This is a genomic window from Aeromicrobium sp. UBA7512 (assembly GCF_002476985.1).
GTDB classification, from domain to species: Bacteria; Actinomycetota; Actinomycetes; order Propionibacteriales; family Nocardioidaceae; genus Aeromicrobium; species Aeromicrobium phoceense.
Map to the genome: position 1 here is coordinate 184583 of NZ_DLNK01000007.1, position 11812 is coordinate 196394.

Here is an 11812-nt window from a genome sequence, read left to right on the forward strand (position 1 = left end):
GCTCGGTCGTCGGCTCCGTCGTCGGCTCCGTCGTGGGCTCGGTCACCGCGATCGAACCCAGGGCCAGGTCAGCGGGACCGGTGCACGAGAGCGTCGACGGGATCGTGGAGTCGTCCGCCTTGTAGATGGTGGCGGTGATGTTGAAGGCCTGGGGCATGCCCACGACCACCGTGTCGGTGGCGTAGTCCGGGACCGTGATGGGCGGCACCATGCCGGTGGCCGGGATGAGCCACGGCTCGTTCGCCACCTGCGGGATCGGCGTGCGGGCCGAGCCCAGCTCGGGGATCGCGACCGTCATCGTCTGACCGCCCGAGGTGAGGGTGACGGCGGAGTCGGTGGACGCACCCGCTGCCTCACGTCCTCCGAGCAGCAGCGCGGTGGACTGGCGCAGGAGCTCCGGCATCGTGAGCGTGATGCTCACGGCGGTGGAGGGGATCGTCTCGCCGGGAGTCACCGAGTCCGGGACCACCGTCGTGGCCTTGACGCCGATGTCCTGGATACCGAGGTTCAGACCGCCGGCGATGACCTCGCACTTGAAGGGGAAGTCCTTCTCGAGCGTCTGGTCGGCGGCCGCCGGACTGAGGAAGCCGGCACCGACGACACCGGCGGCGGCCAGGCCCAGGGCGGCGACAGCGGCGGTGGCGCGTCGGGACGGTAGAAGTGTGAAGCGCACAGATGGTTCCCCTCGTTGTGGCGAGCACTCCATCTGGCGCACGCCGAACTGCGTGTGATCCACCTCACCCTAAATGCTGTAACTCGTAGTGACAACCGGTGTTCGCGAACGACTTACGCTGCCGACGACCGCCCATCGACCACAATGGGCCCATGCCCTCCGTGCGCACCCCCGACCCGAACCCCGGCTGGCTCTCCGAGTTTGAACTGGAGGAGACCCGCCGCCGCGTCCCGATCCTCTACGTGGAGGCGATCCCGGTTCGCCTGGACAGTCTCGGCCAGGTCGAGCAGGTCGGTCTGCTGCTCCGCGGCTCCGCCACCACGGGCACCATGGCGCGGTCGTTCGTGTCGGGACGCGTGCTGCACGGCGAGCCCATCCGCAGCGCGCTGATGCGCAACCTGGAGAAGGACCTCGGTCCGACCGCGTTCCCGCAGCTGCCCGCCGACATCGTGCCGTTCACGGTGGCCGAGTACTTCCCGCTGCCCGGCGTGACGCCGCTGCACGACGCGCGCCAGCACGCCGTCGCACTGGCCTACGTCGTGGCGGTCACCGGCGAGTGCGATCCCCGCCAGGACGCGCTCGAGCTCTCGTGGCTGACCCCGCGCGAGGCCCTCGCCCCAGCGGTCCTCGACGAGCTCGAGGGAGGCCGCGGCGTCCTGCTCCAGCAGGCGATGGCGCACGTCGGCGCCCTGGCGTGAGCCGCGGGGCGGCCCCGCCCGGGACCCGTCACCCGAGCCCGTGGCTCATGCTCGTCGCGGCGATGGTCGCCCAGGTCACCGCGACCGCCGTCGTGAGCACGCCACTGCTCCTCATCCCCCACCTGCACCTCGACGAGGGCCTCTCCCTGGTGGCCAGCGGTGCGCTCGCCGCCGCGCCCCTCGTGGGCACGCTGCTCACACTCGTGGCATGGGGAGCGATCGTCGACCGCGTCGGTGAGCGGATCGCCCTGTCCTCCGGGCTCGCCCTCCTGGTGGCGGGATGCGCCGTGGCGCTCGCGGGCGCCCGCGCCGACGACGCGATCGTCCTGGCTCTCGGCTTCGGCCTCTGCGGCGTGGCCGCCGGCAGCTCCAACTCGGCCAGCGGCCGCCTCGTCGTCGGCTGGTTCCCGGCGCATCGGCGTGGGCTCGCGATGGGCATCCGTCAGACCGGGCTCCCGCTCGGCGTCGGGCTCGCCGCCCTCGTCGTGCCGGCGGCGGTGCAGACCCGCGGCGTCGCGTGGATCGTCACGCTGTGTCTCGTCGTCGCGGCAGTCGCCACGGTCTTCGTCGCCGTGACCGTCGTCGACCCGCCCCGCCACGCGAGCGAGGACCCGAGCGGCGGTGCCAACCCCTACCGAGGCGATCGCCGGCTGGCCCGGATCCACGCCGCCTCCGCACTGCTGGTCATCCCGCAGTACGTGGTGTGGACCTTCATGCTGCTGTGGCTGATCGACCGGCACGGCTGGAGCCCGGCCGCCGCGGGCGGCCTCTACGCGGCCTCGCAGGTGCTCGGCGCCGCCGGCCGCATCGCGGCTGGCTGGTGGTCCGACCGCATCGGCGACCGGCTCGGCCCCATGCGGCAGGTCGCGGTGGCCGCCACGGCCGTGATGCTGCTCCTGGCCCTCCTGGACGGGTCGCCCGTGGCCGTGGCCGTCATGGTGGCGGCGACGATGATCACGGTGGCCGACAACGGGCTGGCCTTCACCGCGGTGGCCGAGATCGCCGGGTCGCGCTGGTCGGGCCGGGCCTTCGGGATCCAGAACACCGGTCAGTACCTCACGTCGGCGGCCGTGCCGCCCGTGATGGGCGCGATCGTGCAGTACGCGGGCTACGGCTGGGCGTTCGCGGCCGCGGCCGTCTTCCCGCTCGCGGCCATCGCCTGCGTGCCCGTTGCTACTCATAGGTAACATCAAGGCACGGCTTTGGCTGGCCTAACTGAGCAGCCCGCTTCGCCGCAGATTAGGGTCAGCACAAACTGCTTGAACCGCGAGAGGAATCGGCATGGAACCGATCAACATCATCGCCGGAGTGATCACGCTGGTCTCCACGGCGTTGGCGGTGTACTACCTGGCACCCGGGATCAAGCGGATGCTCGGAGTCATCCGCGCCGGCACGCCGGCCTACGGACGCACCGACAGCCCCAAGAGCCGCACCAAGAACATGCTGGTCGAGACGCTCGGCCACACGCGCATGCTCCAGTGGCAGTGGGTCGGCATCCTGCACTGGGCCGTCTTCTTCAGCTTCATCATCCTCAGCACGGCGGTCGCGACGGCGTACCTGCAGGTCTGGAACCCGCACCTCGTGCTGCCGCTGATCGGCCACTTCTTCCTGTTCGAGTGGGTCAGCGAGCTCATCGCCTGGCTCGGCCTGATCGGCATCGCCGCGCTCGTCGTGATCCGCCAGCGCAACCACCCGCGCACCCTGGGCCGCAAGAGCCGCTTCTTCGGCTCGCGCTTCGGCCAGGCCTACTTCGTCGAGGCGATGGTCGCGCTCGAGTGCGCCGCCGGCATCCTGATCCGCGGCGCCGAGTACCAGCTGATGAGCCTCCAGGGCGACAGCAACGCGAGTGCCTTCCACTTCCCCACCACCGCCTGGATCGGCGAGACGCTGTGGTCGGGCCTGTCGGTCACCGGCCTCGAGGCCACCATCACCATCCTGGCCGTCGTCAAGGTCGTCTCGGCCACCGTCTGGCTGATGGTGATCGGCAAGAACCTCACGATGGGCGTCGCCTGGCACCGCTTCCTGGCCTGGTTCAACATCTACTTCAAGCGCGAGGCCGACGGCGGCACCGCCCTCGGTGCCCTCGTCCCGCTCTACGTCGCCGGCAAGCCGCTCGACCTCGAGACCATGGAGGACATGGAGGAGGAGGAGTTCGAGAAGCTCGGCGTCGGCAAGGTCGAGGACTTCAGCTGGAAGTCCATCCTGGACTTCTCCACCTGCACCGAGTGCGGTCGCTGCCAGAGCCAGTGCCCCGCGTGGAACACCGAGAAGCCGCTCTCGCCGAAGCTGCTCATGATGGGCCTGCGTGAGCACGCCTACGCGAAGGTGCCGCTGCTCGGCGCCGATCCCGAGACCCTCACCGAGGACCAGCAGCGCGAGCTGGAGCGTCCGCTCATCGGCTCCGAGGACCTCTTCGGCGTCATCGACCCCGACGTCCTGTGGTCGTGCACCAACTGTGGCGCCTGCGTCCAGCAGTGCCCGGTCGACATCGAGCACGTCGACCACATCGACAACATGCGCCGCTACCAGGTGCTCGTCGAGTCCAACTTCCCCGCCGAGCTCAACAACATCTTCAAGGGCCTCGAGCGCAAGGGGAACCCGTGGGGCATGAACCCGCGCGACCGCATGAAGTGGGCCGAGGACCTCGACTTCGAGGTCAAGCAGGTCGGCGTCGACGTCGAGTCCCTCGACGAGGTCGAGTGGCTGTTCTGGGTCGGTTGCGCCGGCGCCTTCGAGGATCGCGCCAAGAAGACCACGCAGGCCGTCGCCGAGCTGCTGGACATCGCCGGCGTCACCTTCGCCGTCCTCGGTGACGGCGAGACCTGCTCGGGCGACTCCGCCCGCCGTGCCGGCAACGAGATCGTCTTCAAGCAGCTCGCGATGGAGAACGTCGCGGTCTTCCAGGAGACCAAGGTCAAGAAGGTCGTCTCGACCTGCGCCCACTGCTTCAACACGCTCAAGAACGAGTACAAGGAGCTCGGCATCGAGCTCGAGGTCGTGCACCACACGCAGCTGCTCAACCGCCTCGTGCGCGAGAAGAAGCTCAAGCCGGTCGCGCCCGCGGCTCCCGCGGCCAAGGTCACGTACCACGACCCCTGCTTCCTGGGCCGTCACAACCAGGTCTACTCGCCGCCGCGCGAGCTGATCGGCGCGACGGGCGCGGACTACGTCGAGATGGACCGCAGCAAGGAGACCTCCTTCTGCTGCGGCGCCGGCGGCGCCCGCATGTGGATGGAGGAGAAGATCGGCTCCCGCATCAACATCAACCGCACCGAGGAGGCCATCGGCACCGGCGCGGAGAAGATCGCCGTGGGCTGCCCGTTCTGCCGCGTCATGCTGGCCGACGGCCTCACGGCGAAGCAGGCCGAGGACGAGTCCCTGGTCAACGTCGAGGTGCTCGACGTCGCGCAGCTGCTGCTGCAGGCGGTCAAGCGCTCCGAGGAGGACGTCGTGGCCGAGGCGGAGGCCCTGGTCATGGCGGCCGAGGAGTCGCACGCCTCCGGTGACGAGCCCGAGGACGCCGAGCCCGGCCCCGCGGCCGAGGCCGATCCCGGCACGCTGACCGACACCGAGTCGGTGGGCGCCGCCGCGGACGCGCACGACTCGGCCGAGGCTCCCACGGACGCCGGCGACGACCTCGACAACCCCGAGGGCGACAGCCGCGCCGAGGACGCCGAGATGGCCGCGAAGCACAACATCGCGGTCGACGACAAGGGCACCGCCGGCGGCATCTTCGAGAAGGGCGACGCCACGCCGGAGGGCGCGGCCGACCACGAGGGCACCAAGCCGGTCTCCGTGGCCACCGAGCCCGAGGACGAGCCGGCCCAGTCCGACCCCGAGCCCGAGGCCACGGGCGATGCGGTGTCGAACCCGGAGCTCGGCTCGGAGTCCGAGGACGGTCCGGCCCAGAACGAGCGCCAGGAGGGCCTCGGCCAGCCTGACGCCGACGCAGTGGCCGAGGTGTCCGAGGCTCCCGCCGAGGCGCCCGAGACCGAGGCCGAGCCCGCCGAGGCCGAGCCCGCCGCCGAGGAGCCGGAGGCCACCGAGCCCGAGGCCACCGAGGACGCCCCCGCCGCGAACGAGCAGCCGTCGCTGCTCGACGCGCTGGAGGACGACGAGCCGAAGCCGCACACGGCGGCCGAGGACGAGCCCAAGCCGGAGCCGCACCCCGAGAGCGGTGACACGACGAACCCGGACGCCGAGTCCGTCGTGTACGACGACTCCGAGCCCGAGCTGCCGGCCGAGAAGCACGCCGAGCCGTCCTCGGAGCAGGAGGAGCTCGCCGCGATCACGCCGGTCGAGGACGCCCCCGCCCCGGATCCGGTCTCGGACGACGCCGTGCCGCTCAGTGACGCCAACCCCTCGGGAGCCGAGCTGAGCGAGTCCGCCCAGCAGGCCGCTCAGGACGACGAGGCCGACGACACGAAGGCCTGACGGCCCTCACGCACGACGACGCGCCAGCCCCTCACGGGTGCTGGCGCGTTGTCGTTACCGCGGAGAGGACCTAGGGACGGGCACCGCGCTGCTGCACACAGCGGCTGGCCGCACCGATGCCACCGGTGAGCGCGGCACGAGCATCCTTCGTCTCGAGCCACGAGGCCAGGAACCCCGCGGTGAACGCGTCGCCGGCACCGGTGGTGTCGACCACCTGCACGCGCGGCGCGGCCACCTGCTCGCGCGCGCTCCCGGCCACGTAGGCGGCTCCCATCGAGCCGAGCGTCACCACGACGTGCGGGTACATGGACGTGAGGGTGTCGAAGTCGACGAACGGGCCGGTGGCACCGACCAGCAGGCGCGCCTCGTCGAGGTTGGGCACCAGCAGGTCGACCCCTCGGGTCCAGGCGGCGAACGCCTCGGGCGTGACCTCGCGCAGGAACGCAGTGGTGCTCGGGTCGACGCTCACGCCGGCTCCGCGCCGCTTGGCCTCGGCGATCAGCTCGATCGCGACGTCGCGCGTCTGCGGGTCGAAGAACGTGTAGCCGGTGAGGTGCAGCCAGTCGACCCCGTCCCACAGGTCCTCGGGCAGGTCGGCGGAGGCCAGGGTGCCGTTCGCGGCGCGGTCGACGTACATCGTGCGGTCGGCGTCGTCATCGAGGGTCAGCACGATCGTGGCCGTGGGCAGCAGCGGGTCGGCGACGAGCCGCGGCTCCACCTGGTGGTCGCGCAGGGCGGCGCCGTGTCGCTGCACCCCGTCGTTGCCGACCTTGCCGAAGAACCGAGTGTCGGCGCCGAGGAACCCCAGCCACGCCGCGGTGTTCGCAGCCGAGCCGCCGGGTGTCATGCGGATCTGGGCGCGGGTGTCACTGCGCGGCGCGACGGGCTCGAGCGGCAGCACGCCGATGTCGTCGACCACGTCACCCACGACGAGGATCACGGGTACTCCGCCGCGGCGATCGCGATGCGCGCGGCGACCGCGATGTTGTTGCGCGCGATGTCGAGGTTGACCGCGAGGCTGTCGCCGCCGGTCAACTCGACGATGCGCTGCAGGAGGAACGGCGTGACCTCCTTGCCCGAGAGGCCCTGGGCGTCGGCCTCGGCCAGCGCGCGCTCGAGCGCCTCGTCGTGGACCACGGGATCGAGCTGCTTCTCCTCCGGCAGCGGGTTGGCCACGACGATGCCCGACTTCAGGCCCAGCTCGTCGCGGCTGTGCATGACGGCGGCCACGGCGAACGCGTCCTCGGCCCGCCAGTCGAGTTCATGGCCCGACGACGTCAGCCAGAAGCTCGGGAAGTCCTTGGTGCGGAAGCCCAAGACGATCACGCCGAGCGTCTCGAGACGCTCGAGCGTGGCGGGGATGTCGAGGATCGACTTCACGCCCGCCGACACGACCGTGATCGGCACCTGGCCCAGCACCGTGAGGTCGGCGGACTCGTCGAACGACTCCGACGCACCGCGGTGCACGCCGCCCAGGCCGCCGGTCGCGAAGACACGAATCCCGGCGCGGTCGGCGATCCACGACGTGGCGGCCACCGTGGTGGCGCCGCTGCCGGCCATGCCGAGCACCACGGGCAGGTCGCGCACCGTGAGCTTCGGGACGTCCTCGTTCGCGATCCGGGCGAGCTCGTCGGCGGTGAGCCCGGCCTTGAGCTCACCGTCGAGCACCGCGATCGTCGCGGGCGTGACGCCCTGCGACCGCAGGATCTCCTCGAACTCCTGCGCCGCCTCGAGGTTGTCGGGACGGGGCAGGCCGTGGCTGATGATCGTGGACTCGAGGGCGACGACGGGCCGCCCCTCGTCCAGGGCAGCGGCGACTTCGGGGGACGGCTGGACTCTCACCCGGCGACTCTATCGAGGCGCGACGTCAGAACTCGTAGCCGCAGTTCGAGCCGATCTCCCGGAACGAGCCCTTCATCGGGAAGATCTGGACCTCGTCGACCTTCTTGTCACGGGGGCCCTTGCGGTTCTTGATCAGCTTCACGGTGACCTTCGCGCGCCAGTGGCTGTAGTAGAGGCCCGTGTTTCCCCATCCGGTCCTGTCGCCCGGGGTCGTGGTCCAGTCGTAGTTCTTGTTGGTGACCTTGACCCAGTTGGACTCGGAGTAGTAGCGATCCTCCTCCCTCCACATCCCGCTCTTGTAGACCTCCCACTCGATCCAGCGCTTCACCATGTACTTGCCGGAGCCGTACAGGTAGGCGGGATCCTTGAAGGTCACCCGCACGGCGATGGCCGACTTGAAGGTGTCGCAGCTCTTCCACCGCGTGGTGATCCGGAACGTGCCGGCCTGCGCCGCCGGCGCGAATCCCAGGATCAGCGCCGCGAGCAGGGTCACGACCAGCGTGATGCGTCTCGTCCTCATCTCAGTGCCTCTCTCATCGGTAGACCGTGATCGTGACGACGCCGGTCCGTGCGTCCATGGCGTTGGGTGACTGGGAGAAGACGACCTGGAGCCTGTGCCGGCCCCGCGCGAGGGGCGGGCTGACGAGCGTCAGGGTGTTCCGGTGCCGTGCGGCGAGGGTGGCCGTGGCCCGCACGCGACCGTCCACGAGGAGCTGGAGGCGTCCTGTCGCGTTGATCGCCGGCGTCGTCCTGAGGGTGGCGGTGACGCGGATGCGCTCCGTCGTGAGGAACGTGAGGTCGTTGACCCGGCCCCCGAGCCTCGTCGCGGCCTTGACCCGCACGGTGACCGGCGCCGAGGTCGAGGACGAGAACTGTGCGTCTCCGCTGTAGGTGGCGGTCAGCACGTGGTCACCCAGGGCGAGGTTGCGGGGCAGGGCGAAGGTCGCGGCGCCGTTCGCCAGCTCGGCCGTGCCGAGTACGCGCTGGCCGTCGCGGATCGTCACGGTCCCCGTGGGCGGTCCACCCGTGCCCGTGACCGCGATCGTGACGGTCGCCGCGGCACCGTAGGCGACGGTGGCCTGCGCGCGCAGCACCGTCGAGGTGGCCGTGACGGACCGGTTGGGGTCGAACGCCCACAGCTCGTTCCCGACGTTGCGGTCGTCATCAGGACTGTTGACGAAGTAGAGCAGCCCTTCCGCGCCGTAGAACACCATCGGCCCGTCGAGCACCGCTCCCGCCGTGTTCGGCAGGTCCATCACCCGCTCGGTCCCGGCGGGAGTGCCGTCGGTCCGGTAGAGGTCGCGGCCCGAGCCGCCGTTGGCCCCGAAGTAGGCGTGGGAGCCCCACGTGGTGATCGGGAACGGATGCGCCCCGGCCGCCCCGGCACGCAGGTCCCCGAGGCGGACCGAGGACGTCCCGCCGGAGAACCACGGCTCCCGGCCGGTGTCGTCCTGCTCGAGCCCGAAGACCACCCCGGAGCCCAGCGTCACCGGATCGGTGGCGTCTCCCGCCGGGCTCACGCGCTGACCAGCGCCCGTGCCATCGGTCGCCCACATCCCGTCCCAGTCACCGCTCCAGGCCCGGTAGAACAGCCGGCCGCCTGCGACGGCGGGTTCGAAGTCCCACTGGTCGTCGAGGTACGCGAGCGGCAGGTGCGCGACCTTGGTGGTCCCCTCAGAGACGCCGTTCGTCCTCCACAGCTCGGGCTCGGGAACGCCGGGATCGGTGCTGTCGACGAGGAAGTACAGGGACCCGCCCATCACCGCGGTCCCGGTGCGCTCGGAGAACCGCGTGCTCTGCTGCGGCGACGGGTCGCCCCAGGCATCGGTCTGCGAGATGTCCTTGACGAGCTGCGGAGGCCCGGTGGGGCCGACCCTCCACAGCTCTCTCCCCGTTCCGGACGTCGCGACGTAGTGATCGCCCCACTCGCTGACGTCCGCGGTCCTGATCGTCTGGTCGGCCGTGAACACGAACGCGTCGCCGACCATCCCCAGTGCGACCGGGCTGGAGTCCGTCCAGTTCGTCCGCCACTGGTCCTGCAGCTCCTCGTCGGAGGTCATGCGCGCCGTCGGGTTGACGTCCAGCAGCTGGGGCGCCGCCCCGGGTCCGGTCCACCGATACAGCTCGCGCCCGTGCGCGCCGTCGTCGGCCGCGAGGTAGACCGCTCCGGGCCCTGCCTCGAGCAGCCACGTCGAACCGGCGTCGTCGACCGTGAGGTCGGCGATCATCTCCGTGCCCTCGGTCGTCCCGTCGGAGTACCAGACCTCCGCGCCACCTGCCGGCCCCGTGGCGGTGAAGACGAAGCCGTCCCCGAACTTCAGGAGCGAGCCGACCAGGCCGCGTCCGCCCGGGTTCGGGTCGAAGAACTCGTGCGTTCCCTCGCTGGTGCCGTCGGAGGTCCACAGCTCACTGTCGTTCGAGCTGGTCCCGCTGTTGCCGTGACTGACCCAGAAGATCCGATCGCCGATGGCGACGTGGGCCGCGCTCGTCCCGCCCTCGAGGCCCGTCGCCACGCGGTACGGCTCGGGCGGGGCCGCCACGGCCGGAGCCGCCACGAGGCCCAACACGAGCGCGAGGATCGCGCCGAGCACCCACCGGACCGACCGAGTCATCGCCACACCTCCGCGAACGACCCCCCAAGATCCTCAGGGTCACATCCGCGGTCGGAGCGCGTGACGGAAAACGTTCACTTACCGGCGAATTCGTGATCTGCGACCGCTCATGGGTCAGGTGGTGCCGGAGCGGTTGACTCAGAGCCCGAGGACGGCGCGCACGGTGGTGATGACGCCGTTCTCGGAGTTCGGCGGGGCGGTGTAGTTCGCCAGGTCGAGGATGTCGGGATGGGCGTTGCCCATCGCGAACGACCAGTCGGCCGCCTCGAGCATCTCGTAGTCGTTGAGGTAGTCCCCGAACACCATCGTCTGGGTGGCGTCGATGCCCATCTCCGACTGGAGCTCGCGGACGGCCAGGCCCTTGTTGACCCCCTCGGCCATCACGTCGACCCAGTGGGCACCCGAGAGCGCGACCGGGTTCTTCTCCGCGTGCTCGATGAGGAACGGGGCGGTGACGGCCTCGAGGTCGCCGAAGTCGTGGACGGCGAGCTTGATGATCGTGTCGTCGACGGCGGTGAGGTCGTCGACCACCTTGAGCCGCCGGTAGTACGGCTCGACCTGGTCGAGGAAGGGCTGGTCGGTGCGGTCGATCCACGCCGACTCGACGCCGCAGACCACGATGCCGAGGTCCACGCCCCGGTCGAGCAGTCCCTGCGTCTTCGCGACGGCCGTGGACACCCAGGCCGGGTTCAGCGGGTGCACCGCCACCTCGACGCCTCGGTGGGTCACGTAGGCACCGTTCTCGGCGATGATGACGAGCTCGTCGGCGACCTCGTGGAACATCGACTCGATGGTCGCCCACTGGCGTCCGCTGGCGGGAGCGAAGGCGACGCCGGCCGCCTGCAGCTCGCGGATGAGGCCGAAGGTCTCGGCGGGCATCTGCTTGCGCTCGTCGAGGAGGGTGCCGTCGAGGTCGGCCACGACGAGCTTGATGTCGGGCGCGGTCATGCCCTCAGTCGATCACACTCCGGTGGAAGTTCGCGTGGGACCGCGATGCCGTCGGTCCGCGCTGGCCCTGATAACGGGACCCGTACTTCTCCGAGCCGTAGGGGTTCTCCGCGGCCGACGTCAGCCGGAAGAAGCACAGCTGGCCGATCTTCATGCCGGGGTAGAGCTTGATGGGCAGCGTCGCGACGTTGGCCAGCTCGAGCGTGATGTGGCCCTGGAAGCCGGGATCGATGAACCCGGCGGTCGAGTGCGTCATCAGGCCGAGGCGGCCCAGCGAGGACTTGCCCTCGAGCCGGGCGGCCACGTCGTCGGGCAGCGTCACGTACTCGTACGTGGAGCCGAGCACGAACTCCCCCGGGTGCAGGATGAACGCGTCCTCGCCGTTGACCTCGACCTCGCGCGTCAGGTCGGACTGGTCCTGCGCCGGGTCGATGTGCGGGTACTTGTGGTTGTCGAACACGCGGAAGAACTTGTCGAGGCGCACGTCGATGCTCGACGGCTGGATCATCGAGGGCTCGTAGGGGTCGAGCGCGACCCGTCCGGCGTCGATCTCGGCGAGGATGTCGCGGTCCGAAAGCAGCACGAGTAGAACCTAACGCACGCCT

The 11812-nt window shown here is 70.4% G+C and carries 10 protein-coding genes; 3 read left to right on the forward strand and 7 right to left on the reverse strand.

Annotated features, from left to right (window positions below; genetic code table 11):
- Nucleotides 1-673: DUF6801 domain-containing protein (locus tag B2363_RS11835; RefSeq protein WP_286930446.1), on the reverse strand; the 673-nt coding region annotated here is incomplete at its 3' end.
- Between the two features lie 152 nt (nucleotides 674-825).
- On the opposite strand from B2363_RS11835, the gene B2363_RS11840 reads away from it, so the two are divergent.
- From B2363_RS11840 to B2363_RS11850, 3 genes are all read left to right on the forward strand, one after another.
- The gene (locus tag B2363_RS11840; RefSeq protein ID WP_286930448.1) at nucleotides 826-1371 is read left to right on the forward strand and encodes a DUF4916 domain-containing protein; all 546 of its coding nucleotides are present in this window, start codon (nucleotides 826-828) and stop codon (nucleotides 1369-1371) included.
- Entirely contained in the window at nucleotides 1368-2558 is a 1191-nt protein-coding gene (locus B2363_RS11845; protein ID WP_286930451.1) for an MFS transporter, read from the forward strand. Before B2363_RS11840 ends, B2363_RS11845 begins: the two co-directional genes overlap by 4 nt.
- Nucleotides 2559-2652: 94 nt before the next feature.
- A complete protein-coding gene (locus B2363_RS11850; RefSeq protein ID WP_286930453.1) occupies nucleotides 2653-5805 on the forward strand; it encodes a heterodisulfide reductase-related iron-sulfur binding cluster in 3153 nt (1050 codons plus the stop codon).
- A gap of 70 nt (nucleotides 5806-5875) precedes the next feature.
- Here B2363_RS11850 and B2363_RS11855 read toward each other — a convergent pair whose 3' ends face one another.
- The 6 genes from B2363_RS11855 to dcd all read right to left on the reverse strand — a co-directional run bounded on the left by B2363_RS11855 (nucleotide 5876) and on the right by dcd (nucleotide 11790).
- Nucleotides 5876-6745: a carbohydrate kinase family protein gene (locus B2363_RS11855; RefSeq protein ID WP_286930455.1), complete on the reverse strand. Its 870-nt coding sequence runs from the start codon at nucleotides 6743-6745 to the stop codon at nucleotides 5876-5878.
- The gene (locus B2363_RS11860) at nucleotides 6742-7647 is read right to left on the reverse strand and encodes a pseudouridine-5'-phosphate glycosidase (RefSeq protein WP_286930457.1); all 906 of its coding nucleotides are present in this window, start codon (nucleotides 7645-7647) and stop codon (nucleotides 6742-6744) included. Before B2363_RS11860 ends, B2363_RS11855 begins: the two co-directional genes overlap by 4 nt.
- A gap of 25 nt (nucleotides 7648-7672) precedes the next feature.
- Entirely contained in the window at nucleotides 7673-8167 is a 495-nt protein-coding gene (locus B2363_RS11865; RefSeq protein WP_181753940.1) for a hypothetical protein, read from the reverse strand.
- Between the two features lie 13 nt (nucleotides 8168-8180).
- Nucleotides 8181-10259 (reverse strand): Ig-like domain repeat protein, encoded by a 2079-nt coding sequence (locus B2363_RS11870; protein WP_286930460.1) that lies wholly within the window; start codon nucleotides 10257-10259, stop codon nucleotides 8181-8183.
- A 138-nt stretch (nucleotides 10260-10397) separates the two neighbouring features.
- On the reverse strand, nucleotides 10398-11207 hold the full coding sequence (locus B2363_RS11875) for an HAD family hydrolase (protein ID WP_286930461.1): 810 nt from the start codon (nucleotides 11205-11207) through the stop codon (nucleotides 10398-10400).
- A gap of 4 nt (nucleotides 11208-11211) precedes the next feature.
- A complete protein-coding gene (gene dcd, locus B2363_RS11880) occupies nucleotides 11212-11790 on the reverse strand; it encodes a dCTP deaminase (RefSeq protein ID WP_181753934.1) in 579 nt (192 codons plus the stop codon).
- Nucleotides 11791-11812: the final 22 nt, after the last annotated feature.